At 64.7% G+C, this 23085-nt stretch carries 29 protein-coding genes; 25 read left to right on the forward strand and 4 right to left on the reverse strand.

From position 1 onward, the window contains the following. The first annotated feature begins 193 nt into the window (after positions 1 to 193). The 14 genes from V7787_RS08035 (at position 194) to V7787_RS08100 (ending at position 10750) form a co-directional block, all read left to right on the forward strand. Positions 194 to 466, forward strand: coding sequence for a helix-turn-helix transcriptional regulator (locus V7787_RS08035; RefSeq protein WP_336087007.1), 273 nt, complete (start codon positions 194 to 196; stop codon positions 464 to 466). Then, the gene (locus V7787_RS08040) at positions 463 to 933 is read left to right on the forward strand and encodes a hypothetical protein (RefSeq protein ID WP_336087009.1); all 471 of its coding nucleotides are present in this window, start codon (positions 463 to 465) and stop codon (positions 931 to 933) included. Before V7787_RS08035 ends, V7787_RS08040 begins: the two co-directional genes overlap by 4 nt. Then, positions 933 to 1109 (forward strand): hypothetical protein, encoded by a 177-nt coding sequence (locus V7787_RS08045; protein WP_336087011.1) that lies wholly within the window; start codon positions 933 to 935, stop codon positions 1107 to 1109. The genes V7787_RS08040 and V7787_RS08045 overlap by 1 nt, the downstream gene beginning before the upstream one ends. Beyond that, positions 1109 to 1936 (forward strand): ATP-binding protein, encoded by an 828-nt coding sequence (locus V7787_RS08050; RefSeq protein ID WP_336087013.1) that lies wholly within the window; start codon positions 1109 to 1111, stop codon positions 1934 to 1936. Before V7787_RS08045 ends, V7787_RS08050 begins: the two co-directional genes overlap by 1 nt. 14 nt (positions 1937 to 1950) lie before the next feature. Beyond that, complete coding sequence (locus V7787_RS08055; RefSeq protein ID WP_336087015.1) at positions 1951 to 2562, forward strand: hypothetical protein; 612 nt, start codon at positions 1951 to 1953, stop codon at positions 2560 to 2562. 15 nt (positions 2563 to 2577) lie between these two features. After that, the gene (locus V7787_RS08060; protein ID WP_336087017.1) at positions 2578 to 2775 is read left to right on the forward strand and encodes a hypothetical protein; all 198 of its coding nucleotides are present in this window, start codon (positions 2578 to 2580) and stop codon (positions 2773 to 2775) included. Between the two features lie 188 nt (positions 2776 to 2963). Then, complete coding sequence (locus V7787_RS08065; RefSeq protein ID WP_336087019.1) at positions 2964 to 3203, forward strand: DUF6511 domain-containing protein; 240 nt, start codon at positions 2964 to 2966, stop codon at positions 3201 to 3203. A gap of 51 nt (positions 3204 to 3254) precedes the next feature. Further along, the gene (locus V7787_RS08070) at positions 3255 to 4004 is read left to right on the forward strand and encodes a PD-(D/E)XK nuclease family protein (protein ID WP_336087021.1); all 750 of its coding nucleotides are present in this window, start codon (positions 3255 to 3257) and stop codon (positions 4002 to 4004) included. 13 nt (positions 4005 to 4017) lie between these two features. Continuing rightward, entirely contained in the window at positions 4018 to 4905 is an 888-nt protein-coding gene (locus tag V7787_RS08075; protein ID WP_336087023.1) for a hypothetical protein, read from the forward strand. Continuing rightward, entirely contained in the window at positions 4902 to 5747 is an 846-nt protein-coding gene (locus tag V7787_RS08080) for a ParB/RepB/Spo0J family partition protein (RefSeq protein ID WP_336087025.1), read from the forward strand. Before V7787_RS08075 ends, V7787_RS08080 begins: the two co-directional genes overlap by 4 nt. Further along, a complete protein-coding gene (locus tag V7787_RS08085; protein ID WP_336087027.1) occupies positions 5744 to 8017 on the forward strand; it encodes a phage/plasmid primase, P4 family in 2274 nt (757 codons plus the stop codon). The genes V7787_RS08080 and V7787_RS08085 overlap by 4 nt, the downstream gene beginning before the upstream one ends. A 140-nt stretch (positions 8018 to 8157) precedes the next feature. Next, positions 8158 to 8622, forward strand: a complete 465-nt coding sequence (locus tag V7787_RS08090; protein WP_336087029.1) for a crossover junction endodeoxyribonuclease RuvC — start codon at positions 8158 to 8160, stop codon at positions 8620 to 8622. Continuing rightward, on the forward strand, positions 8619 to 9047 hold the full coding sequence (locus tag V7787_RS08095) for a DUF6362 family protein (RefSeq protein WP_336087032.1): 429 nt from the start codon (positions 8619 to 8621) through the stop codon (positions 9045 to 9047). The genes V7787_RS08090 and V7787_RS08095 overlap by 4 nt, the downstream gene beginning before the upstream one ends. Positions 9048 to 9889: 842 nt before the next feature. Further along, the gene (locus V7787_RS08100) at positions 9890 to 10750 is read left to right on the forward strand and encodes a hypothetical protein (RefSeq protein ID WP_336087033.1); all 861 of its coding nucleotides are present in this window, start codon (positions 9890 to 9892) and stop codon (positions 10748 to 10750) included. 107 nt (positions 10751 to 10857) lie between these two features. On the opposite strand, the gene V7787_RS08105 is transcribed toward V7787_RS08100, so the two are convergent. Then, positions 10858 to 11085 (reverse strand): hypothetical protein, encoded by a 228-nt coding sequence (locus V7787_RS08105; protein ID WP_336087035.1) that lies wholly within the window; start codon positions 11083 to 11085, stop codon positions 10858 to 10860. Positions 11086 to 11411: 326 nt separating this feature from the next. On the opposite strand from V7787_RS08105, the gene V7787_RS08110 reads away from it, so the two are divergent. The 3 genes from V7787_RS08110 (at position 11412) to V7787_RS08120 (ending at position 14021) form a co-directional block, all read left to right on the forward strand. Then, positions 11412 to 12659, forward strand: a complete 1248-nt coding sequence (locus V7787_RS08110) for a site-specific DNA-methyltransferase (RefSeq protein WP_336087037.1) — start codon at positions 11412 to 11414, stop codon at positions 12657 to 12659. Next, complete coding sequence (locus V7787_RS08115) at positions 12656 to 13555, forward strand: DNA cytosine methyltransferase (RefSeq protein WP_336087039.1); 900 nt, start codon at positions 12656 to 12658, stop codon at positions 13553 to 13555. Before V7787_RS08110 ends, V7787_RS08115 begins: the two co-directional genes overlap by 4 nt. A 106-nt stretch (positions 13556 to 13661) precedes the next feature. Then, entirely contained in the window at positions 13662 to 14021 is a 360-nt protein-coding gene (locus V7787_RS08120; RefSeq protein WP_336087041.1) for a hypothetical protein, read from the forward strand. A gap of 21 nt (positions 14022 to 14042) precedes the next feature. Here V7787_RS08120 and V7787_RS08125 read toward each other — a convergent pair whose 3' ends face one another. The 3 genes from V7787_RS08125 to V7787_RS08135 form a co-directional block, all read right to left on the reverse strand. Beyond that, positions 14043 to 14324 (reverse strand): hypothetical protein, encoded by a 282-nt coding sequence (locus V7787_RS08125; protein ID WP_336087043.1) that lies wholly within the window; start codon positions 14322 to 14324, stop codon positions 14043 to 14045. A 207-nt stretch (positions 14325 to 14531) separates the two neighbouring features. Next, positions 14532 to 15677, reverse strand: coding sequence for a DUF3489 domain-containing protein (locus V7787_RS08130; protein ID WP_336087045.1), 1146 nt, complete (start codon positions 15675 to 15677; stop codon positions 14532 to 14534). 132 nt (positions 15678 to 15809) lie between these two features. Next, entirely contained in the window at positions 15810 to 16085 is a 276-nt protein-coding gene (locus V7787_RS08135; RefSeq protein WP_336087047.1) for a hypothetical protein, read from the reverse strand. A 256-nt stretch (positions 16086 to 16341) separates the two neighbouring features. On the opposite strand from V7787_RS08135, the gene V7787_RS08140 reads away from it, so the two are divergent. The 8 genes from V7787_RS08140 (at position 16342) to V7787_RS08175 (ending at position 23083) form a co-directional block, all read left to right on the forward strand. Next, positions 16342 to 16662 (forward strand): hypothetical protein, encoded by a 321-nt coding sequence (locus V7787_RS08140; RefSeq protein ID WP_336087049.1) that lies wholly within the window; start codon positions 16342 to 16344, stop codon positions 16660 to 16662. Next, on the forward strand, positions 16659 to 17189 hold the full coding sequence (locus tag V7787_RS08145) for a hypothetical protein (protein WP_336087052.1): 531 nt from the start codon (positions 16659 to 16661) through the stop codon (positions 17187 to 17189). The genes V7787_RS08140 and V7787_RS08145 overlap by 4 nt, the downstream gene beginning before the upstream one ends. 122 nt (positions 17190 to 17311) lie before the next feature. Continuing rightward, positions 17312 to 17857: an elements of external origin gene (locus V7787_RS08150; RefSeq protein WP_336087054.1), complete on the forward strand. Its 546-nt coding sequence runs from the start codon at positions 17312 to 17314 to the stop codon at positions 17855 to 17857. A 48-nt stretch (positions 17858 to 17905) separates the two neighbouring features. Continuing rightward, positions 17906 to 19804 carry a phage terminase large subunit family protein gene (locus V7787_RS08155; protein WP_336087056.1) on the forward strand — a complete coding sequence of 633 codons (1899 nt, stop codon included), beginning with the start codon at positions 17906 to 17908 and terminating at the stop codon, positions 19802 to 19804. Further along, the gene (locus tag V7787_RS08160; RefSeq protein WP_336087058.1) at positions 19801 to 20019 is read left to right on the forward strand and encodes a phage head-tail joining protein; all 219 of its coding nucleotides are present in this window, start codon (positions 19801 to 19803) and stop codon (positions 20017 to 20019) included. Before V7787_RS08155 ends, V7787_RS08160 begins: the two co-directional genes overlap by 4 nt. Position 20020: 1 nt before the next feature. Further along, positions 20021 to 21514: a phage portal protein gene (locus V7787_RS08165; protein ID WP_336087060.1), complete on the forward strand. Its 1494-nt coding sequence runs from the start codon at positions 20021 to 20023 to the stop codon at positions 21512 to 21514. After that, a complete protein-coding gene (locus tag V7787_RS08170; protein ID WP_336087062.1) occupies positions 21511 to 22689 on the forward strand; it encodes a S49 family peptidase in 1179 nt (392 codons plus the stop codon). Before V7787_RS08165 ends, V7787_RS08170 begins: the two co-directional genes overlap by 4 nt. Position 22690: 1 nt before the next feature. After that, complete coding sequence (locus V7787_RS08175) at positions 22691 to 23083, forward strand: head decoration protein (protein WP_336087065.1); 393 nt, start codon at positions 22691 to 22693, stop codon at positions 23081 to 23083. The last annotated feature ends 2 nt before the right edge of the window (positions 23084 to 23085 follow it).

A 23085-nucleotide genomic window follows, 5' to 3' on the forward strand; every position in this document is an offset into this window, starting at 1 on the left:
AAATTTTTTTGGGTCGGCCTTTCGGCGATTTCTATCTGTAAAAACGCCTTATTTTTGGCTCGACATACGCTTTTGGCTAGGAACGTCTAGAAATCGGAGGTCGATTTCTAGCTCGTTCCCCTCTTTCATTCCTAGCCGAAGTTCGCGCAGTCTTTCGTGCCGGCAGCACCACGTCGACGACGAGAACCTTCCCATGAGCGATAACTCTCTGACGACCGAACAGCTCGCTTCGCGCTGGGACGTCACCCCCGAAACACTTGCACGCTGGCGCGCCGAAGCGATCGGCCCGCCGTTCTTCAAGGTGCTCGGCCGGCGCGTGAAGTACCGGCTTGAGGACATCGAACAGTACGAGTCCGAGTCGATGCGTACCTCGACAGCGGACACCGATCGCATCCCGAGCAACGATCTGCGCTTGGCGGCGCAGCGCGGTAATTCCAGCGCGACCATGGAAGGAGCGTCGGCATGAACCTGCTCGCCCGATGCATCGAACGACCGGCGAGCGAGCTCGCCAACTTCGCGCCGGATCTGCTGCTCGACCTGAAGCTGCAAGCGGCCGAGGCCGTCGCCGCCGCGCGCGCGCAGGCCGAGAAGATCGACCAGGCGCTCGACATCCGTTACGGCAAGCGCGCCGCGGAGCAGCGTTTCGCCGCCGGCAAGGACACCGGCATGGTGACCTTGACCGAAGGCGCCGTGCGGATCTCCTGCGAGATGCCGAAGAAAGTCGAGTGGGACCAAGCCGCGCTCGGCAAGATCGTGGAGCGCATCCGCAGTACCGGCGAAGACCCGGCCGAGTTTGTGGAGATCAGCTACCGCGTCAGCGAGGCGAAGTACACGGCCTGGCCGGCCTCGATGCGCGCGTCCTTCGATTCTGCCCGAACCCTCAAGCCCGGCAAACCGGTCTTCCGCCTGTCGCTGACCGAAGGAAAATCGTGATGAAAATCACAACTGTAAGTTGGGGCCGCTGGATGCTCATGACCGCCGTGCACGAACTGGGCACCACGTATGCGCTGACCGAGTTGAATGACGGTCCGGAAGAGCACGAGCCGGTGACGCCGGAGGCGGCCGAGGCGGTCGCCGAGTTCCTACGCAAGACCGGGAGCGCAGTCTGATGGCGCTGCCGATCATTACCGCTGAGCAGCGGCTGGCCGAGACCCGTGGCGTCAAGGGTGTGCTCGTCGGCGGCTGGGGTCTGGGCAAGACCTCGCAGCTGTGGACCCTGGATCCGGCCACGACGTTGTTCGTGGACATTGAAGCCGGCGACCTGCCGGTCAAGAACTGGCCCGGCGATAGCATCCGCCCGCGCACCTGGGAAGATTGCCGCGACATCGCCGTCCTCATCGGCGGCGCCAACCCTGCGCTGCGGGAGAACCAGTCCTTCAGCCAATGGCACTTCGAGGCCGCGCAGCTGCGCTACGGCGATCCTGCCGTCTTCGACCAATACCAGACTCTGTTCGTGGACTCGATCACCGTCGCTGGCCGACTGTGCCTGCAATGGTGCAAGGGCCAGCCGCAGGCGTTCTCCGAGAAGACGGGCAAGCCTGACACCCGCGGCGCCTACGGCCTGCTCGGGCAGGAGATGGTCAGCTGGCTGACCCAACTCCAGCACGTCCGCGGCAAGCACGTCTGGTTCGTCGGCATCCTCGAAGAGCGGGTGGACGACTTCGGCCGTCGCAACCACGCCCTACAGATCGACGGTTCCAAGACCGGTCTCGAACTGCCCGGCATCGTGGACGAAGTCATCACCCTGGCCGAAGTGCCCGCCGCCGAGGGCGCCGCGTACCGCGCCTTTGTCTGCCAGACAGCCAATCCCTGGGGCTACCCCGCCAAAGACCGGTCCGGTCGGCTCGACATGGTCGAGCCCCCGGACTTGGGCCAGCTCATGCGCAAGCTCGGCGCGCCGGAAGCGGCCGCGCCAACTCCCCCCACGCTTCACTAATAAGAAGGTCAGTCATGTCCTCCGCTTGGAACAACTTCAACGACGCCGAGAGCCCGGCGTTTTCCCTCATCCCCAAAGGCACCTTGGTCAAGGTCCGCATGACCATCAAGCCCGGCGGCTACAGCGACGCCGCAAACGGCTGGCTGCACGGCTGGGCCAGCCGCGGCGACACCGGCGCCGTCTACCTCAACGCCGAGTTCGTCGTGCTCGAAGGCAAGTACGCGCGTCGCAAGCTGTGGACGCTGATCGGCCTGCACAGCCCGAAGGGCCCGACCTGGGGCCAGATGGGACGCAGCTTCATCAAGGGCGTTCTCAACTCCGCCAACGCGCTGCACCCGGACGACATGAGCGCGGCCGCCCAGCAGGGCCGCTGCATCGAGAGCTTCGGCGATCTGGACGGGACCATCTTCGTCGGCAAAGTCGACTGGGAAAAGGACAGCTACGGCGAGGATAAGGCGGTGATCAAGGTGCCGATCATGCCCGACCACCCGCAGTACAAGGAGGTGATGGGCGCGGTGCAACCGCCGCCGGCGCAGGCTGCCGCGGTGCCGGCCCACATCGCGCACGCCGCGAACCAGGGAGCGGCGCAGGCGCCGATTGCCGGTCGGCCGATGTGGGCGCAGTGATGGACATACGCCGCCATGCCACGAAACCCCCGCCTCCAGGACCGTTACCCGAACGGCGACGGCATCTTTACCCCCCTGCGCGAGCTGTCCAGCGCCGAGCTTGATGCGCAGATCCAGCGCCTGATCGCTCTGGCGCAGCACCACGACGAGCACGCGCAAGCCCTGATCGAGTACCGCGACCATGTATTTGATCGATCGCGGCATGGTCGATGACGCCGTGCTGGGGCTGCGGCCGACCCGCACGCGGGTTCGGCCATCTGGACCTGCGCCGCCGCATCGCTGATCCGCGACGCACCCCATACCGCTGGGCGTTCTGCTCGACCACCTGCCAGAACGCATTTCACCAACTCTACGCGACCCGAGCTCGGACGAATCCGAGCGCGGTGGAGGAGCTTTTGCCCGTGCCACACCCTTTGTCCCATGAAGCCCAGCGCGCGTGCCTGACGGCGCTGGCGCAGGTCGCCGAGCGCGTCGGCTTCGATGTCCCGCTGGCGCAGTACAGCCAGGTCCAGGCCACCGAAGTGATCGAGGCCGTAACGATGGCCTACGAATCGACGCTGCGAGAGCAGACGGACCCGCGCAACAAGCCGATGCCGCCGCTTGATTCAGATCGGCCCTTCGACGACCCGATCCCCTTCTAAGAAATGGCATGCCAGAAAAAGTCTGGCATCAGCCACTATTCGAGCGACGCCATGCTTGATTTCAACTCGCACGACCTGTCGGAGCAACTGACGGCGTTGGTTGATGCCGCGATGGAGCGCGACGCTGCGGCTCGACCCGCGCGCGCCTACCTAGGCGCATCGAGCCTGGGCGAAGAGTGCAGCCGCCGCCTGCAGTTCCAATTCTTCGATGCTGCCAAGGATTGCGGGCGCCACTTCCCGGGCCGGCTGCTGCGCGTCTTCCAGCGCGGTCATCAGATGGAAGAGTGGATGGCCGATTGGCTGCGTGTCGCCGGCTTGGACCTGCGTACCCACGACGGCAACGGGCAGCAGTTCGGGTTCGAGACGGCGGGCGGCCGCGTGCGCGGTCATATCGACGGCGTCATCGTCGGTGGTCCGGACGGCTTCCGCTATCCGATGTTGTGGGAGAACAAGGCGGTCGGCACCAAGACTTTCCGCGAGTTCCAACGCAAGCGGCTCGCCTTGAGCCGGCCGGTCTACGCCACCCAGATCGCGCTGTACCAGGCCTACCTCGGCCTGCACGAACACCCGGCGTTGTTCACCGCGATCTGCGCCGACGACATGTCCATCTACGCCGAGCGCGTGGTCTTCGATCGCGGCCTGGCCCAGCGCGCGTCCGATCGAGCCGTCGAGATCCTACGCGCCTGCGACGCCGCCGAACTGCTCCCCAGAATCAGCACGACGCCCACCCACCAAACGTGTCGTGGCTGCGCCTGGCAGGACCGCTGTTGGTCCTTGCCTTCATCCACCACGCTTCACTGAGCCCGAGGTTCCAATGAACGTCTCCTCCAACGAAACCCTCACCGCGCCGCGCATCGTAGCGCCAGTCGCGTCGTATCTACTGCCGGACAGCAAGGAATACGCCACCCAGCAAGTCATGATCACGCCGGAGTTGGCGACTGCCTGGCTGCGACGCAACGAGGCCAATCGAAAGCTGCGCCACCGAGCCGTTCAGCAGTATGCGAACGATATGCTCCGGGGCGCGTGGAAAACGACCGGTGAGTCGATCAAGTTCAGCGCGAGCGGTCGATTGCTCGATGGCCAGCACCGCCTGGCCGCTATCGTGGACGCGGACGTCGCTCTGTCGATGGTCGTGGTGACTGGACTGGACAACAGCGCCTTTGACGCCATCGACACGGGACGCTCGCGCACCGGCGCCGACGTGCTGCTGATCGAAGGCGTTGGCGCGCGCGAATCCGCCGTGGCGGCCGGTGCGATGCCGTTGATCTTGAACTATCAACGTGGTCTGGCGCCGCACAGCAAGACGCGTTTTCCGAATCAAGAGCTGATCGCTGCTTGGAACAGCCAGTCGGCCATCCGCCGCAGTAGCCACTTCGTGACGAGGTTGCCGCGCAAGGTCATGCCGATTCGGCACTCCAAGGCGCTGTTTCTGCATTGGGTGTTCTGCCAGCGCGACGTTGAGGCCGCCGACAGCTTCATCGAACAACTCTTCACCGGCGAGCTGCTAGGCCGTACGGAGCCGCTTTACCACCTGCGACAGCGCTTGCTGTCTCTGCGTATGGAAGGCCAGTCGATCCCCGACCTCGCCATGCTGCATGCGTGCATCAAGGCCTGGAACGCGACCCGGCAAGGCAGGCAGTACACGTCGTGGAGGCCGATCTTCCCGCGCTCCGACGAAAACTTTCCGGAGGTTGCACGATGACTTTGCAGTTTCATCCGCTGTGCTTGTCGCTGCCGGATATGAGCGCCGAGGCGTTCGACGCGCTCGTTGAGGATGTGCAACGCAGCGGTCAACTCCGCGACATCGTGCTTTACGAAGGGATGATCCTGGATGGTCGCCATCGTTATCGGGCATGCATCGCCTGCGGCATAGAACCGCGCACGGTGGAGTTCACGGGCGACGATCCAGTTGCCTTCGTGGTCAGCGAGAACGTCGCGCGCCGGCATTTGACTGAATCCCAGCGCGCAATGGTCGCCGCTCAACTGGCAAGTTGGGGAAAAGGCAAGCCGCGTAAATCGGAAATGTTTCCGATTAAGGGGCAAAAACAGACGCAAGTTGCTGAAATGCTTTCGGTTTCTGATCGCACTATCCGAAAAGCCTCCGAGGTACGAAAGCATGGTGCGCCGGTGCTTGTGGCAAAGGTTGAGGCAGGCGAACTGACGGTCAGTGAGGCGTCGCGGATCGCTCAGTTGGGCAAGAAGTCCCAGGAGCGCATCCTCGCCATCGAGGATCGCAAGGAGCGCAAGAAGGAGGTCACGAAGGCTCTGTCGATCAGCAAAGGACGAAAGCACACCGGCCCGCGCACCGATTTCGTCGAGGCCGTCGTGCAGCCGAATTGGGTTCTGACTTGGCTGGCGCGGTTTGAAAGCATGGCCCTATGCCTCACGGAAGCTGATGTGGAGCCGGGCACGTTGAACCGCCGCCTGTTGGACGATGCAGTTTGGGCTGACGACCGCTTCGTTAAGCGTATCGAGACTGCGTTGCCCTGGTTCAAAGCGACCGGCGAATTGGCTGTGCTGATCCAAGAGAGGCGGCCGGCATGATGGACTTCAACGACGCCGAGGCTCCGACCGAGCCTCGGCCAGAGCGTCCGTCGCGGGATGCCGTCAAAGCGCTGCTGCTGCAGCGCTTGGACGGTGTCCTCCAGGCGCTGTATCCGAACGGGCGAGTCCGGCGCGGCAAGTTCCATCTCGGGAACGTCCAGGGCGACAAGGGCGACAGTCTGGAAGTCGAATTGTCCGGGCCGAAGGCCGGGTTGTGGACCGATCATGCGACGGGCGAGGGCGGCGATGTCTTCGATCTTGTCGCCGCGCAGGCGGGCTTGGACGCGCGGCATGATTTCTCCGCGGTGCTGGCGCGGGCTGCGGAGTGGGCTGGACATGTGCCGGCGCCGCTGCGGCGCGCGTCGGTCAAACCGCGGCGGGGCGAGCCGGTGCTGGACGAACTCGGACCGGCGACCGCGCGCTGGGATTACCTCAGCGCCGACGGCGAACTGATCGCCTGTGTATACCGCTACGATCCGCCGACTGGCAAGGAGTACCGGCCTTGGGATGCGAAGCGGCGCAAGCATGCGGCGCCGGAGCCGCGGCCGCTCTACAACCAACCTGGCCTCGCTGCCGAGCTCGACGTGGTGGTAGTGGAAGGCGAGAAGGCCGCCGATGCCTTGATCGCGCTGCAGGTGCCGGCCACGACCGCGATGAACGGCGCCAAGGCGCCGATGGAGAAAACGGACTGGTCGCCGCTGCGCGGTAAGCACGTGCTGATCTGGCCGGACAAGGACAAGGCGGGCTGGGAGTACGCCCTGTCGGTCGCGCAGGCCGCGCTCGGCGCCGGCGCGATCTCGTGCGCCATCTTGTATCCGCCCGAGGACAAGGAGCAGGGTTGGGACGCCGCCGATGCTGTCGAGGAGCACTTCGACGTCATCGGATTCCTGCGCGCGGGCGAGCGCACGCCGATCACCCGGCCCGAGCGAGTCGAAGCCATCGACTTCGGCGAGCTCGGCTGGCATACCGACGATGGCTTGGCTACGGCTTTTACCAACCGCTACCACGAGGACTGGCGCTACTGCGCGGCGTGGGGGCAGTGGATGGTCTGGAGCGGTCAGCGCTGGAACCCAGACCGCACGCTCACCGTCAACCATTTGGTCCGCGGCGTCTGTCGAGTCGCAGCGACCTACGCGAACTCCGGCAGCCAGCAATCCCGGTTGGCGAGCGCTTCGACTATGTCCGCGGTGGAGCGCATGGCGCGCAGCGACCGCTACCACGCGTCGGACGCGGAGGAGTGGGACACGCGCCCGTGGTTGCTGAACTCGCCGACCGGAACCATCGATCTCAAGACGGGATCGTTGCGCAAGCATTCTCGGCTGGATCGCTTGACGCGCATGGCGACCGCAGGAGTCGACGGGGAATGCTCGCTGTGGCCTCGGTTCCTCGCCGATGTGACCGGTGGCGACAGCGAACTGCAAGCCTATCTGCAGCGGATGGCCGGCTATTGTCTGACCGGCGCGACCACGGAGCATGCGTTGTTCTTCCTCTACGGTACCGGCGCCAACGGTAAGTCCGTGTTCGTCAACACGCTGGCGACCATTCTCGGGGATTACGCCACGAGTGCGCCGATGGACACGTTCATGGAGAGCCGCGGCGAGCGACATCCCACGGAACTTGCTGGTCTACGCGGCGCGCGTTTCGTCGCCGCCGTCGAGACCGAGGAGGGCCGGCGCTGGAACGAGTCGAAGCTCAAGGCGATCACCGGCGGCGACAAGATCATGGCGCGCTTCATGCGGCAAGACTTCTTCGAGTACGTCCCCCAGTTCAAGCTGGTGATCGCCGGCAATCATAAGCCGGCGATCCGCAACGTGGATGAGGCGATGAAGCGCCGTCTGCACTTGATCCCTTTCACCGTCACGGTACCGCCGGAGCGGCGTGATCAGGACCTGGCGCGCAAGCTGCTCGCGGAGCGCGAGGGCGTCTTGGCTTGGGCGGTTGAAGGCTGCCTGGAATGGCAGCGCATCGGCCTGAAGCCGCCGAAGTGCGTCCTGGACGCCACCGATGAGTACTTCGAGTCGGAGGATGCACTGGGGCGATGGATCGAAGAGCGATGCCATGAGCACTCGCAGTCGAAGGCGCTCGTCGCCGACCTGTTTGCCGACTGGAAGGACTGGAGCATGGCCAATGGCGAGTTCGCCGGATCGATCAAGCGCTTCTCCGAAATGCTGGAATCGCGCCGTTATGGTCGGCATCGAGGTGGAAAGGGCGCTCGGTATGTCATTGGCCTCAGCCTGCGGCCCAAGAGCTTCGCTAGCTACGCGAGCTAGAAAAATCAGTCACTTATTTCGGTGGGTGACGTGTGTGACATAGCTGCTAGTTACCCCCCGCGTGTGCGCGCGCACGCACATATGAGCGTTAACCGGCAACCGTGTCACACACGTCACCCACGCCGACCCAAGGAACCAAGATGAGCACGACAACACTGGCCCTGGATCTGGGCACGACGATGGGTTGGGCGCTGGCGCGCGGCGGGCAGATCGCGAGCGGCACGCAGGCGTTCCGGCCTGGCCGCTTCGAAGGCGGCGGCATGCGCTTCCTGCGCTTCGGCCGCTGGCTGGACGAGACCTTGGCCTTCGTCGGCCAGGTCGAGGCGATCTACTTCGAGGAGGTCCGCCGGCACCGGGGCGTCGACGCGGCGCACGCCTACGGCGGCTTCTTGGCTCAGCTGACGGCGTGGTGCGAACAGCACTGCATCCCGTATCAAGGCGTGCCGGTCGGCACGATCAAGCGGTTCGCGACCGGCAAGGGAAACGCCAAGAAGGACGCCATGATCGCGGCGATGCAGCGACGTGGCCATGTGCCCACCGACGACAACGAAGCCGATGCGCTCGCACTGCTGCACTGGGCGCTGTCGCAGGGAGTCGAGGCATGAGCCAGAACTGGAACATCCAGCGCGTCACCGATCGCTTCCAGGAAGCCGCGGTCACTGCGCGGCGGCTACCGCCGGCTCGCGTGCAGGGCTACGCGGCATTCTGGCCGGATATCAATCGGCAGTCGTGGGAAGGCTATGCCGACGAGCGCATCGTCCTGCGCTTCAATGCCTCGCCCGGCGCGATCGACCGCTTCGGCGAGACCGTGCGCTGGCTGCGGTGGCTGGAAGAGGAGCAGCGGCGCTTGGTGTGGTTGCGCGCGCAGTACGTGCCGTGGCGCGAGATCTGCAACCGCACCGGCCTGATCCGCAAGACGGCTTGGCGTCGCTACCAGCACGCACTGGCCGTGGTCGTCGTTCATCTCAATGGCGAACAGCCGCGCTTCGCCGCCGTCGAGCAAGCCGCGGAAACGACAATTCTTCACTGAACGGATCCTGCGATATCCACGGTTATCCAGGATCATGATCGCGGCCGTTATGGGGTGTCCCAAAACCCCCGCATTTGGCCTAGCCTAGATCCCATGCTGACGCGGGTATGCCCGACACATGGCGGTGTAGGCGCAGTGGAGGCGGCGGTTCGAATAGAGCCGCCGCCTTTTCTTTGAGCCGCCAAGTGCGCTTCGCCTATTACGCGATCTCCAGTCCGAGGCGGCTTAAGCACTCTGTCGGGACCGTGGGCTGAGTAGGTCCCGTCCACTCGTAGGCAACGACGACCCCAGGCGGGTCATCCCGCTGGATGACGGATGAGCGGACGCCCGGCACGTCCCGCAAGGCAAGTACCGCCAACTCCTCCAGTGGCAGCGCGACCATGCGCGTATTCCACGCTCTGCGAACGGTAAGGAATGCCCACATCGTGCCGCCCCTTCCAGAACCGTTTAACGTCAGAAGCGTTTGTCCGACAATGCCTGGAGAAACAGGCTCGGCGACGACGCGTTGGCGCGGATGATTAGGCGTCTGCGTACTGACGCTTCTCCTCCCCAAGTACGATCTATCGTATTGCGGGCCGGTTGGCTATAGGGGAAATCACTCAGCGTCGTTGGACCGGGATGAGCACCACTAATGGCGCTGGCGCGACGTCGCACTGAGCACAACGCTCAACGCAGCGCCTTCAAAAGATACGTCATCATCACAACGGGTTCGCTCAAATTCTTCGGGAACCGCTGGTTTCCTCTCGGGCGCTTGGTTGTTCCGCCCGCTAACCCTCTGCACGCCGCCCCAGTGACTTGGGACGCCACGTGGTGGTCGGCCTGATCATCATCAGGAAAACGGTATGGATCGAGCGCTGGACATAGCCACCGGCAAAGTGGTGGATGCAGAAGAGCTTTGGTTGTTGGACCAATCGGATCTGTCGCGATTTCAATGCGTGTCGTGTGGCGTGGATCTTCTGCCGGCGGCCTTCGGGGCGGAGACCACGCGGAAGCGGCCGTACTTCAGGCTGGAGCGGCTGGGTGCGAGGAATGCCCCGGATTGCCAAATGGCCGCCTACAAAGACTTGGTCACGCGGGCGCGCCGAGAGCGCATTCCGGTCGAGGACTTGCGTCGGTGCGACGCGATGCCGACCCGAGCAAAACTCGGGTCGTCGGAAACTCTGCTGGGCCGAGACAATGATCCAAGTCTGCGGCGCATTGCCGCGGCCTATTGCGACTTTCCAAATAACCGCGATCACCCTTTGCGGATCGCCGGCGTCGCCGGGCACACCTATGCCACTGTGATTCAACGGCTCGCGACTAAAGAAGTCGTGCGGTACGCAGGATCATCGATTTGGTTCGGACGCGCCGCCTGGAGGTCTCGACCGACAGAGTCAAACTCGACCTACGAGATTCCGCTTGCGGAAGGAGGAGCCGGTGTCCGGGCGCAACGACCGTACCGCGTGCGCGTCCATTGGTTCTCTTGGAATCCCAGCGCCCGCTTAGCGCTGATGAGGGAGTTCGAAGCCTTGCTGCAAGAGTACCTAAGCAATCGGATCGGCCGGCAAAACGCCCCCTGGGTGTTCTTTGCTGGGGAGCAGGATGCGACGGACGCTTCGCTCTTTCACGTGAGCGACTACCATCATATCTGCACGCGATATGCGGCCATTGATCTGATGAAGTCGCAAGTAGGAGGCACAGGTCTGGTGCGTGCTAGGGGTTAATCAGCGCGACGGGATCACCCTGCTCAGTTCCATGGTGGCGCGGCATATCCGACCGTGCTGGTGTGGGCGCGGCGGGGGGCGGTGGCCTCGATGGCCACCGTCATTTATCAACAGACCGAAAGCCCGTAGCGGTCGATCGTGTCGAGCGGTATCACTGGATCGCCGCTGCCATGCCACAGATAGGTCAGCTCGATCTGGAGCAGATTGGAACGTTCGATTTCAATGTTCGTGACGCCTTCGACCGACTGTAAGTAGGCAACTGCGACGTCGGCGATCGGCAAGATGTCCAACAGCGAACCTGGACGACGGCATAGCTTGATGGTGCTGCGCACCATGAGATCCTCCCTCGATCTCTACAGCGCGGCCCCTGTGCCTGGGCAATCCCAGCCGGCCGACATCGAACGTACGCGGCGTCGCGTAAGTAAACCGTTACGCGCTGTGCAGTCCCTGCGATTTAGCAGGGACATTGGCCGACGAACGGGCGGAACTGACGAATCATTCTCGAATCGCGCGAGAAGCGGCGACCGGTCGCTGATGATCGTGCGACGGGTCCTTCCTGGCGCTCAGGCCAAGCGGGGGGCCAAGCCGCAAAACCCCGCTAGCGTCAATCCTTTTCATCGGGTTTGCGATCTCCGCAGCCCGGTTCGCATTCGGACCTTCCTTGAGCCTTCAGATCGAACAGCGCCCGATCGAGGCGCTCATCCCGTTTGCAAATAATGCGCGCACGCACTCCGATGCGCAGGTGGCGCAGATCGCCGCCAGCATCGTGGAGTTCGGGTGGACCTGCCCAATTCTGGTCGACGGCGCCAACGGCATCATCGCCGGCCACGGCCGGTTGCTCGCCGCGCGGCAATTGGGACTGGCGCAAGTGCCGGTGATCGAACTTGCGCATCTGACCCCGACGCAGAAGCGCGCCTACGTCATCGCCGACAACCGCCTGGCGGAGAACGCAGGTTGGGACGAAGAGTTGCTGGCGCTGGAACTGGCAGAACTGCGTGACGCCGAGTTCGACTTGGACCTGCTCGGCTTCACCGATGCGGAGTTGGACGATCTGCTCATCGGCGACGAAGCCGGATTGACCGACGACGATGCCGTGCCGGAGGTACACGAGCAGCCCGTGTCCCGCCGCGGCGATGTCTGGATCTGCGGCGCGCACAAGGTGCTGTGCGGCGACGCCACCGACGCGGCGGACTACGCCGCCTTGCTGGGCGACGAACTGGTCGACATGATCTTCACCGATCCGCCCTACAACGTGGATTACGCCAACAATCCCAAGGACAAGCTGCGCGGCAAGCATCGTCCGATCCTCAACGACAACCTCGGCGGCGACTTCGGCGCGTTCCTGGAAGCGTGTTGCACGCAGATGGTGACGCTGACCAAGGGGGCGATCTACATCGCCATGTCGTCGTCCGAGCTCGACCGGCTCCAGACCGCGTTCCGCGCGGCCGGCGGTCGCTGGTCCACCTTCATCATCTGGGCCAAGAACAAGTTCACGATGGGGCACGCTGACTACCAACGGCAGTACGAGCCCATCCTGTACGGCTGGCGCGAAGGCACCGAGCGTTTCTGGTGCGGCGCGCGCGACCAAGGCGATGTCTGGTTCATCGACCGCACCAGCAAGAACGATCTCCATCCGACCATGAAGCCGGTGGCGCTGGTCGAGCGCGCCATCCGCAACAGCAGCAAGAGCCGCGATCTGGTGCTTGACCCGTTTGGCGGATCGGGTACGACGATGATCGCGGCCGAGAAGACTGGCCGCCGTGCGCGTTTGATCGAACTGGACCCGAAGTACGCGGACGTGATCGTACGGCGCTGGCAAGAGCACACCGGCCGGAACGCGGTCCGGCAGGCAGATGCCGTTAGCTTCGAAGACGCCGCGCGCGAAATCGAACCGGTCGAATCCAAATGATCCGGCCGGCGTTCTACAACGAGAATGATCCCTACCTATGCGATTGGCTGCGCAATCTGATCGCCGTGGGTTTGATCCCGGCCGGCGACGTTGATGACCGGGACATCCGATCTGTTTGCGCAGACGATTTGCGTGGATACGGCCAGTGCCACTTCTTCGCCGGGGTCGGCGGATTCGCCTACGCCGCCCGCCTCGCGGGCTGGCCGGACGACGCGCCGCTGTGGACCGGTGGCTTCCCGTGCCAGCCCTTCAGCGTCGCCGGCCGACAGCGCGCGCAGGCGGACGACCGCCACCTCTGGCCGGAACTGCGCCGCCTTATTGCATCCGCGCGACCCGATGTATTCCTGGGTGAGAACGTTGCTGGTCTCATCCCGCTGGGCCTCGACGGAGTTCTGTCTGACTTGGAAGCCGAAGGCTACGCCAGCCGGGCGGTGGTTGTTCCAGCTTGTGCCGTCAACGCCCCCCACCGACGCGACCGGGTCTGGATCGTCGGTCGCCGTCTGGCCGACCGCGACGGCGAACGACCCGGAGAAGCGCGGCGACTTTGCGGCCGAGCGACGCAATGGCCTGCCGGGCGTAGCGAAGGCGGTGTGGAGTACCCCGCGCGCGAGCGACGGGGAGAAGGGCGGGCCGAACCAGTCATTCGGGAGCGGAGTGACCCGCCCGTTGCCGGCGCAGGCGGTCTGGGCGACGCCGACGACGCGGGATCACAAGGACGCGTCGAGCGTTGGCAGCGCGCCGGTCAATGGGATGCTTGGGCGACAGGTCGAACCCTCGCCGGCCGGCGGTTCCTGAATCCGGAATTCGTCTTCTGGCTCATGGGATACCCGCCCGAATTCCTCGCCTGCGCGCCGCCGGCAACGCGATCGTCCCGCAGGTCGCGGCTGAAATCCTGAGAGCCTTGAGGGCGTAGGGGCGGCGGCGTACGCTGGTTCCGTCCAATGGCGGGGAAACGTCGTGGGGAATCGGCGTCTCGAACAGCGGGAATGGCCTGCCGAGCAGATGAAGTTTGTTCGTGCGCTTGTTCGCAGCGGCGACTTGGAGGCGGTCGCGCAAGCGTGGCACGAAAGCCGCATACTGGAGTCGCAGGCGCGCGCCATCGTGAAGGCCATTGACGATCAACGATGTTCGTCCAAGTACGGCGGTGGCGTCTTTCGGAAGCAGCGCGCCGAACAACGAAAATGGACGGTTGACGAGATGAAGCTGATCCAGGCGCTTATCCGCAGTGGCGACCTAGAGACGGTGGCACAAGCGTGGCACGATAACCGCATCGTGGAGTCACAGGCGCGCGCGATTCTGAAAGCTATCGACGACGAACGTCGGTTGCGCTCTTACCGGGTGCGCCGCCCGCCGCCCACTTGATGTCCGGCGGAGGTCGGGGTTTCAGGCAAGTTCGAATTGTTCCGTTGTCCCGTTGTAGCGCAGGCGGACGCCGCCACGAATGGGCGTGCAGCCGGCGACCCAAAGGTTCAAGCGGTAGGCGTCGCGGAAGCTGACGGCCTGCCGGGCCTGCGCGACGGACAAGCCGACGTCGGTCAGGTACCGGGCGAGTTCGGCATTACTGCTGCTCTCGTCGTTCGACAAGACGGCTTCGGTTAGCTCCAGCAGTGTGGCCGGCAGCGCCGCGAGGTCGTGACTGGCGTGGCTAGGCGAGGCATCGTGCATGGTGGCACTCCGTGGTAGATGGCCCATGAACGCTTCATCGCGGCGGAACATCAAGCGAATTCCCGCCTGATCCAGCGCTGACGCTGCGGCCGACAGGAACGAGACAGCGAGCCGGGCGGGTGCCCGGCTCGCCTTAGGAATCACTTCTCCTGGTCTGCCTGCAGGTCGGGGTTGCCGTGGCCTCCTTCTTTGGAGCCCATGTACGCTTCAATTCAAACAAACATCAAGCGGTTTATGCTTCCGTAGCGCGAAAAGATCGAGGTTTCTCCAAGCCTTAACTCGATCTATGTGGTCGCGACCGAAGAACCAGATGCCGACCCACGCTAGCCTACCGTTCGCGTCAGCATTGACGTACAGCGTCGCTCGTTCCGGCGTGGTGATCGCGACAAAGCGCTTTCGTCCTTCGGAATCGCAATCGGCGAAGCGCGCGCAATCCGGTGGAGCGTGCGGGAGCTCAGCGATGAGTGTGTCATAGTCATCCGGGTGCGATTGGTGGATGACTGTCTCGACGATGCCTTCTTCGTAGCGAAAGCAGGTTTCGTCCGTGAACATGGAGATCCAACAGACACCGACGGGAGGCGCTTTGCAGACCCGCAGTGTCAGTATCTGACCGACTTCTATGTCTCTCATCAGAATCTCTTGCTCCGACATCGCATCCATATGCTTTGCATGCTCCAAGTTGGCGGCGGCGGATGACTCACGGAGCGCTTGGGTATCAATGACAACTTTTTTCCTTCTGGTCCGAGGATTTTTGTTCATGGTAGACGGGGCCCGGTCGTTTTCCATTTCGGTCTTGATGCGGTAGACGCGGTCCTGCTTGTCGGTCTTCTCGTTGGTGACGGTGTAACCCTTCTTCTTCACCGCACCGGCCAGGAAGCCGCGCACCGAGTGCTGCTGCCAGCCGGTCTCGGCCATGATCTGGGCGATGGTGGTGCCGTCCGGGCGCATCAACAAACCGACCACCGTGGCCAGCTTGGTGTCGCCGCGCGCGACGCGCTCCGGCTTGGCCGGCGCCAGCGCGGGCGCAGGCTCGAGCGATGTTTGCTCCGGGTTCGCTTCGGCACCTTCGTCCAGAGTGGTCGCATCCGCATCCAGCGCGATGCCGTCGTCGTCGTTGTTATCGCTAGCGTCTTTGTAGGCCGGTGCGTCCGCACCGACCGCCGCATAGCCGGCGGCGGTGACGCGGTAGCCCGCGTCGTACACTTCAATCCAGCCGTTGCGCAGCAAGCCGCGCACGACGTTGGTGCGGGCGCCGCCTTGCAGGCCGTTGGGAAAATGCTCGACTCGGCCTTCGGTGGTGATCGCCAGTTCCAAGATGCGGCGCTGGGTGGGGGTGAGGTCGACGTTGTTCATGTGGCGCTCCTGATGAGTGTTGGGTGGTGCGGGTGCATGAACGCTTCCTTTGCCCACGAAGCCAAGCGGTTCGTGCGCGGATGAGCGCGTGTTCGCGTTCACGGACAGGCGTCGGACAGGTGTCGGACAGATTCAACGCAGCGGAACGAAAAACGCCCCGCACTGCGGGGCGTCATCGGGTTGTTGCGGGACCGTTGAAGGTAAGTCGTCCCAATCGGGCGATTCCGGCATCAGGTCGCCGTCGCTGGCGATGTCGTAGTAGACGTTCTTGCACTCGGCAATGTCCTCCGCGACCCAGACGCCGCCAATCGATCGCACGATCACGCCGTGCTTGCGCGAAAGCTGTTCAAGTTCCTTCGCAAAGTTGGTCAGTCGCTTTTGCTGCTGCTGGTAGGTGGCGTTGTTCATCGTCGTGCTCCGGTGGGTGTGGGGACATGAACGCTTCCTTTTGGACCGAAGCCAAGCGGTTGATGCGATGAAGAACGGGCGTTCTCTTTCGTGGACAGGTATGGGACAGCTTCTGGAGTAGAGCTGCCGATGTTCGACGAACCTGTCGGACACCTGTCCGAACTCGCCGTGCGGCCGAAGTTCTGCTTGGCTTGTGCTGCAAAGGAAGCGTTCATGCGCACGCCGCAACAACGCGGTGACAACGAACCCGTAGACCATGAGCCACCTATCAACGCGTCGCTTCCGCGACACGGCCACACTGCTCAACGAGTGCGTGTTGCTGACCCGACGCCTGCAGGACGGCAGGCCAACCACGCCGCTATCGAGCGAGGAACGCGAGGCAGCCAGTCGCGTGGCCTACCTATGCACGTCGCTGCTTTTGGTGCTGTGCGACAACAAGCGAGCGCGAATGGGCGAAGCCATCAGTTCGAACGAACTGATGGCCCGGGTGTTTGCGGAGGACCCGTACTGCGTGACCGACCTGATGGAACGCTTGTGGACGCCTAACGGATCGGATTGCGAAAGGGGGAAGGGATGAACGATTACGACCACAACGTCCGGGCGGATCTGCTGAGTCTGCGCGACTGCATCGAGCGGATTCTTCTGGCGAACGGACCGATATTCGATTCCGGGCATCAGCTGACTTTACGGACGTGTCAGGGGCTGTTTCATGCACTTTCGGCGAACATCATCGCGGCTAGGGCGGCCCCGATCTATCCGGCGAACGTGATTCGATGGGTGGAGCTCTGTCGCCTGGAATTGATTTCGCTGGAACGGACCATCGATCAAGTCGATGGCTGGAACAAACCGCGCGCATTGCCCATCGAGTTCAGCGAGGACGAATGGGTACTGCGAGCGCTTTACGACCATATCGATCGCTTCCTCGACGGCATGGAGCCCGAGTACGCGCTGCTGCCTACGCACGTTCTGGACCGGGTCCTTCGCCAACTAAAACTGCTGACGGCTTGGGATGTCGGCGACGAACATTACGCGCTTGGCTTGCGGTTCGGCATCCGGGGTGCGAAGCGCGCCTACGATGCAGCGGAGTCAGCGCCCCACAATTGACCGAAATCGCGCGAGAGCGCACACCCCAGCGTCCCGATGGACGTTGGGGTGTTCCCTCTTCCATTTTGAATCTGCGCCGATGGCCGGCGGTCGCGGAGGACCGAACCTGTCAGTGACCGCCCGTGGGAATCAGCATCCGCGCCTACGGGCGCCATCGCGGCGTCTCCGACACCGCCGTTCGCAAAGCCCTCGCCACTGGCCGGATCTCGGCGCTGCCGGACGGCACCATCGACGCCACGCGTGCCGATGCGGAGTGGGCGGCCAACACGACCAAGGCCGAGATGGCTGAATCGCGCTCCATGCCGCGTCCGGCGCGAAAGCGCGGGCCCGCACCCTTCGCGGAGAACGTCACGTCGGCGCCGGGAACCGCGCCCACCGGCAATAGCTACGCGCAGGCGCGCACGGCCAACGAAGTCCTCAAGGCCCAGCACCACAAGCTGCGCATCGCGCAGCTGCGCGGCGAACTGATCGACCGCCAGCAGGCGGTGGGACAGGTCTTCGCGCTCGCACGCGCCGAGCGCGATGCCTGGCTGAACTGGCCGGCGCGGATCAGTTCGATGCTGGCGGCTGAGCTCGGTATCGATCCCCATGCAATGCACGTCGTGTTGGAGCGCGAGGTGCGGCAGCACCTGTCCGAACTGGGGGACTTCGTCGCCCGCCTGGAGTGATTGTTGTACGACGGCCATGACGACGTCGCGCGCGCATGGCGCGACGGAATGACGCCCGATCCCTTTTTGGACGTGTCGGCATGGGCGGATCGGGATCGGGTGCTGTCGAGCACGTCGTCGTCCGAGCCCGGTCGCTGGCGCACCGCGCGCACGCCGTACCTGCGCAACATCATGAACGACCTGTCGCCGGCCTCGGCGACGGAGCGCGTGGTGTTCATGAAGGGCGCGCAGGTGGGCGGTACGGAGTGCGGCAATAACTGGATCGGCTACGTCATCGCCTGCGCGCCGGGGCCGATGATGGCCGTAGCGCCCACGGTCGAGATGGCCAAGCGCAACTCGAAACAGCGGATCGATCCGCTGATCGAGGAATCCCCGTCGCTGCGTGAGCGCATCGCGCCCTCGCGCGCGCGCGACGCCGGCAACACGATCCTGGCCAAGGAGTTCCGAGGCGGCGTGCTGGTGCTGACCGGCGCGAACAGCGCGGTTGGCTTGCGCTCGATGCCGGTGCGGTATCTGTTCCTGGACGAAGTGGACGGCTATCCGCGCGACGTGGAAGGCGAGGGCGACGCGGTCGCGCTGGCTGAGGCGCGTACCCGGACGTTTACCCGTCGCAAGATCCTGCTGGTCTCGACGCCGACGATTGCTGGCGCCAGCACCATCGAGCGCGAGTATCTGGCCTCCGACCAGCGGCGCTACTTCGTGCCGTGCCCGCATTGCCGGCAAGAGCAGTGGCTGCGGTTCGAGCAGCTGCGTTGGACCTGGGGCGACCCGCGCTCGGCTCGCTACATCTGCGAGTTCTGCGAGCAGCCGATCGGCGAGCATCACAAGACCGCCATGCTGGCAGACGGCCACTGGATCGCGACGGCGCCGCAGAACAAGGGCAAGACGGCCGGCTATCACCTGTCGTCGTTGTACTCGCCGGTTGGCTGGCGCAGTTGGGCGGACATCGCCGCCGCCTGGGAATCCGCACAGGGTTCGGCGACCGCGCTGAAGGCATTTAAGAACACCGAACTGGGCGAGACCTGGGAAGAGGAAGGCGAAGCCCCGGATTGGGAGCGCCTGCTGGAACGCCGCGAGGATTACCGGATCGGCACGGTGCCGGTTGGCGGATTGCTGCTGGTCGGCGGCGCCGACGTACAGAAGGACCGTATCGAGGTTTCGATCTGGGCCTTCGGGCGTGGACGCGAGACTTGGCTGGTCGAGCATCGGGTGCTGATGGGCGATACAGCCCGCACCGCCGTGTGGTCGGCGCTGGCCGCCGTCCTCGGCGAGCAGTGGACCCACGCCAGCGGCGCGTTGGTGCCCTTGACCCGCATGGGCCTGGATACCGGCTTTGCGACGCAGGAAGCCTATGCGTTCGCGCGCGGCGTCCATGACCCGCGGCTGCTGCCAATGAAAGGCGTCGGCAGCGGCGCGGCCCTGATCGGCACGCCCACCGCGGTCGATGTCAGCGTGCCGGGCAAGCGCATCCGCCGAGGGCTGAAGTTGTTCGCCGTCGCGGGTGGCATCGCCAAGCTGGAGTTCTACAACGCCCTGCGCCTGTCGATCGAGATCGGACGGGACGGCCAGTCGATGTTTCCGGCGGGGTATGTCCACCTGCCGAAGATCGATGGCGAGTTCCTTCAGCAGTTGACGGCCGAACATCTGATCTCGCGCCGCGACCGCCACGGTTATCCGCAGCGGGTGTGGGAAAAGCGCCGCGACCGTAACGAGGCCTTGGACTGTTACGTCATGGCCCGCGCCGCAGCGATGCAGGCCGGCGTGGACCGTTTCGAAGAACGCCACTGGCGCGAGATGGAGCGAACGCTCGGCATCGCGCCGCCCACGGCGCCACCTAGTCCACCACCCGCGATTGATTCCCCTCAACAGGCCATCCCATCGGGTGGCCTTTCTGTTTCTGGCCCGCGCCGAGGGCGCCGGGTCATTTCGAGCCGTTTCATGCAATGACCGATCTTCCTTACACCCACAGGCAGCTCAAAGCCTTGCGCGATGCGCTGGCGCGCGGCGAACGCCGCGTCACCTTCGGCGATCGCCTAGTCGAGTACCGGTCCGTCGATGAACTGCTGGCCGCGATCCGCGAGGTCGAAGCCGCGCTCGCCGGCACCGAAGGCCACCCGCGCCGGATTCGTCGCTTGCTGACCACGACCGCCAAGGGCTTCTGACATGGGCTGGTGGTCCCGGCTGCGAGCGTCGATGTTCGGCGGATCGCCCGTGCACGAGGTCGCGGGGCAGGGTCGGCGGTCGACGGCTTGGCAGCCCAGCAATCCGGGCGCGGTCGCCGCGCTGCTGGCAACCGGCGATGCACTGCGGGTCCGGTCGCGCGACCTGGTACGACGCAATGCTTGGGCCAATGCTGCGATCGAGGCGTTCGTCGCTAATGCGGTCGGCACCGGCATCAAACCGCAGTCGTTGATCGCGGACACCACCCAGCGGGAAGCGCTCCAGGCGCTGTGGCGCGATTGGTGCGATGAGGCCGACGCCGCTGGTCTGACCGATCTGTACGGCCTGCAAGCTTTGGCCTGCCGCGCGCTGCTGGAAGGCGGCGAGTGCCTGATCCGGCTGCGGCCGCGCCGGCCCGAGGATGGCTTGGCGGTGCCGCTGCAACTGCAGGTGCTGGAACCCGAACACTTGCCGATCAGCCTTAACCGCGAGGAGCCGAACGGCAATCTGATCCGCGCCGGCATCGAGTTCGACCGGCTCGGTCGCCGGGTGGCGTACCACTTGTACTTATCGCATCCGCAGGACGGAGCGATGGCGCCGATGTCGCGCCACGGCGGTCTGGATACGTTCCGGGTGCCGGCGTCGGAAATCCTGCACATCTTCCGTCCGCTCCGACCGGGCCAGATTCGCGGCGAGCCGTGGCTGGCGCGCGCGCTGGTCAAGCTCAATGAGCTCGACCAGTACGACGACGCCGAGCTGGTCCGCAAGAAGACCGCGGCGATGTTCGCCGGCTTCATTACGCGCGACGGCCCGGACGATCCGCTGCCGGGCGACACGCAGCCCGACGAGCACGGCAATGCACCGCTCGGCCTGGAGCCGGGCAGTCTGCAAATCCTGGAGCCGGGAGAGAGCGTCGCTTTCGCTCAACCCGCCGACGTGGGCGCCAGTTACGAGGCGTTCCTACGCTCGCAGTTCCGCGCGGTCGCTGCGGCGATGGGCGTCACCTACGAGCAACTGACCGGCGATCTGACCGGCGTCAACTACTCGTCCATCCGCGCCGGTCTGCTGGAGTTTCGGCGCCGCTGCGAGCAGCTCCAGCACACGGTCCTGGTCTATCAGATGTGCCGGCCGATCTGGGCCGCGTTTGTAGACGCGGCGGTCCTGGCCGGCGCCATGGAACTGCCCGGCTACCGCCGCCGCAAGCGCCAGTACCGCGCCTGCAAGTGGGTGCCGCAGGGCTGGAACTGGGTCGATCCCGAGAAAGAGTTTAACGCCATGATCCTGGCGATCCGCGCCGGCCTGCTGTCGCGCGCGGAAGCGATCGCGAGTTCGGGCTACGACGCCGAGACCATCGATCGCGAAATTGCGGCCGACGCCGAGCGCGCCGACCGCCTGGGCTTGGTGTTCGACACCGACCCGCGCCGCGTCGCCCGCAACGGCGCCTTCCAATCCGTGCCGGCTGAGCCGGCGCCGACCGAACCCGAAACCATCAAATGACCGGACTGCCTTATCTGGCGGCGCGCGTGTTCAACACGCCGCTGCTGATCCAGCGCGCCAAGCTGGACGTAATCCTGAGTGTGCTCGAACCCAAGTTCGAGCTCCAAACGCTGCCGCCCCCTCAGATGACGCCGCCCGCAGTAGCGGCGCCGCGCTACGTGGACCATCGCGGCATTGCAGTCATCCCTATCCACGGCACATTGGTGCAGCGGACGGCCGGTCTTGAGGCCTTGTCGGGTCTGACCGGCTATCAAACGATCGCTCAGCAGTTCGACGCGGCGCTGGCTGACCCGGCTGTACGCGGAATCGTGCTCGACATCGATAGCCCCGGCGGTGAAGCCGCGGGCGTGTTCGATCTGGCCGACAAGATCCATGCGGCCCGGCAGGCGAAGCCAGTCTGGGCAGCGGCTAATGACGCTGCATTCTCAGCTGCCTATGCTCTGGCCAGCGCGGCTAGCCGAATCTTTGTCACGCGCACCGCGGGTGTTGGTTCCATCGGCGTGATCGCACTCCACGTCGACCAATCGCGGCGCGAGGCCAACGCCGGTCTGAGCTATACGCCGATCGTGGCCGGCGCGCGCAAGAACGACGGTAGCCCCCACCAGCCGCTGACGCCAGAAGCGCGCGCGGCGATCCAAACCGAGGTCGACCGCCTCTACGAACTGTTCGTCCTGACTGTCGCCGAGCAACGCGGGTCTGCCGCGGAGGCCATTCGCGCCACTGAGGCCGGACTTTTCTTCGGTCAGGACGCCCTCGACGCCGGCTTGGCCGATCGCATCGGCACGCTCGGCGACGCCGTGCAGCAACTGCACACCGAACTGGACGCCGTTGTGCGTCCCCTTTCCCTGGAGTCCCCCACGATGTCCACCCCCGAATCGACGCCACCGGCCGTCGACGTTGATGCCGTGCGCGCGCAGGCGCACGGCTATGCACTGGCGATTGCCGAGCTGTGCACGCTCGCTGGCCGTCCGGATCTGACCGCGGTGTTCCTGGGCGAAAGCCTGAGCACCGCAGACGTTCGCCGCAAGCTGCTCGAATTGCGTGCCGAATCGCCGGAGATCACCAGCCATCTGTCGCCCAACGCGGCGCCGACGGCTGCTCCGCATTCGCTGGACGACAACCCGCTGATCCACGCCGTCAAGGCGCGGGCCGCACGTGCGAAGAAGGAGCGCTGAGATGGGCATTACTGTCTATCCGCCGCAATCCGAGCCGAACAACTTGGGCGACCTGCTCAAGTTCGAAGCCGACAACCTGTACTCGCGAGATCGTGTGACCGTGGCGGCGCAGCAAGCGCTGCAGTTGGGCCACGTGGTCGGTCGAATCATCGCAACCGGTCAGGTGGCCGCACTCGACCCGACCGCGACTGATGGCCGCGAGCAGGCGGCAGGCGTGGTGATCGTTCCGATCATCACGGCCGATGCGCCGAGCCCGGATGGCGTGATCATCGCGCGCCACGCCACCGTCGCCGACCACGCCTTGGTCTGGCCGAAAGGCATCAATCCCGAACAGCGCACTGCCTGCATCCAGCAATTGCGGACGGTGGGCGTGCTCGTGCGTCAAGGAAACTGATC

The organism is Pseudomonas sp. CGJS7 (genome assembly GCF_036961695.1).

Bases quoted from the DNA above. Each gene is read 5' to 3' on its own strand.
- V7787_RS08060 (WP_336087017.1), top strand. From the start codon at position 2,578: ATGCCACGAAACCCCCGCCTCCAGGACCGTTACCCGAACGGCGACGGC.
- V7787_RS08120 (WP_336087041.1), top strand. From the start codon at position 13,662: ATGAAGTTTGTTCGTGCGCTTGTTCGCAGCGGCGACTTGGAGGCGGTC.
- V7787_RS08145 (WP_336087052.1), top strand. From the start codon at position 16,659: ATGAACGATTACGACCACAACGTCCGGGCGGATCTGCTGAGTCTGCGC.
- V7787_RS08085 (WP_336087027.1), top strand. From the start codon at position 5,744: ATGATGGACTTCAACGACGCCGAGGCTCCGACCGAGCCTCGGCCAGAG.
- V7787_RS08040 (WP_336087009.1), top strand. From the start codon at position 463: ATGAACCTGCTCGCCCGATGCATCGAACGACCGGCGAGCGAGCTCGCC.
- V7787_RS08140 (WP_336087049.1), top strand. From the start codon at position 16,342: ATGAGCCACCTATCAACGCGTCGCTTCCGCGACACGGCCACACTGCTC.
- V7787_RS08070 (WP_336087021.1), top strand. From the start codon at position 3,255: ATGCTTGATTTCAACTCGCACGACCTGTCGGAGCAACTGACGGCGTTG.
- V7787_RS08095 (WP_336087032.1), top strand. From the start codon at position 8,619: ATGAGCCAGAACTGGAACATCCAGCGCGTCACCGATCGCTTCCAGGAA.
- V7787_RS08080 (WP_336087025.1), top strand. From the start codon at position 4,902: ATGACTTTGCAGTTTCATCCGCTGTGCTTGTCGCTGCCGGATATGAGC.
- V7787_RS08115 (WP_336087039.1), top strand. From the start codon at position 12,656: ATGATCCGGCCGGCGTTCTACAACGAGAATGATCCCTACCTATGCGAT.
- V7787_RS08105 (WP_336087035.1), bottom strand. From the start codon at position 11,085: ATGGTGCGCAGCACCATCAAGCTATGCCGTCGTCCAGGTTCGCTGTTG.
- V7787_RS08160 (WP_336087058.1), top strand. From the start codon at position 19,801: ATGACCGATCTTCCTTACACCCACAGGCAGCTCAAAGCCTTGCGCGAT.
- V7787_RS08155 (WP_336087056.1), top strand. From the start codon at position 17,906: ATGACGCCCGATCCCTTTTTGGACGTGTCGGCATGGGCGGATCGGGAT.
- V7787_RS08090 (WP_336087029.1), top strand. From the start codon at position 8,158: ATGAGCACGACAACACTGGCCCTGGATCTGGGCACGACGATGGGTTGG.
- V7787_RS08100 (WP_336087033.1), top strand. From the start codon at position 9,890: ATGGATCGAGCGCTGGACATAGCCACCGGCAAAGTGGTGGATGCAGAA.
- V7787_RS08130 (WP_336087045.1), bottom strand. From the start codon at position 15,677: ATGAACAACGTCGACCTCACCCCCACCCAGCGCCGCATCTTGGAACTG.
- V7787_RS08050 (WP_336087013.1), top strand. From the start codon at position 1,109: ATGGCGCTGCCGATCATTACCGCTGAGCAGCGGCTGGCCGAGACCCGT.
- V7787_RS08125 (WP_336087043.1), bottom strand. From the start codon at position 14,324: ATGCACGATGCCTCGCCTAGCCACGCCAGTCACGACCTCGCGGCGCTG.
- V7787_RS08045 (WP_336087011.1), top strand. From the start codon at position 933: ATGAAAATCACAACTGTAAGTTGGGGCCGCTGGATGCTCATGACCGCC.
- V7787_RS08165 (WP_336087060.1), top strand. From the start codon at position 20,021: ATGGGCTGGTGGTCCCGGCTGCGAGCGTCGATGTTCGGCGGATCGCCC.
- V7787_RS08170 (WP_336087062.1), top strand. From the start codon at position 21,511: ATGACCGGACTGCCTTATCTGGCGGCGCGCGTGTTCAACACGCCGCTG.
- V7787_RS08055 (WP_336087015.1), top strand. From the start codon at position 1,951: ATGTCCTCCGCTTGGAACAACTTCAACGACGCCGAGAGCCCGGCGTTT.
- V7787_RS08135 (WP_336087047.1), bottom strand. From the start codon at position 16,085: ATGAACAACGCCACCTACCAGCAGCAGCAAAAGCGACTGACCAACTTT.
- V7787_RS08175 (WP_336087065.1), top strand. From the start codon at position 22,691: ATGGGCATTACTGTCTATCCGCCGCAATCCGAGCCGAACAACTTGGGC.
- V7787_RS08075 (WP_336087023.1), top strand. From the start codon at position 4,018: ATGAACGTCTCCTCCAACGAAACCCTCACCGCGCCGCGCATCGTAGCG.
- V7787_RS08035 (WP_336087007.1), top strand. From the start codon at position 194: ATGAGCGATAACTCTCTGACGACCGAACAGCTCGCTTCGCGCTGGGAC.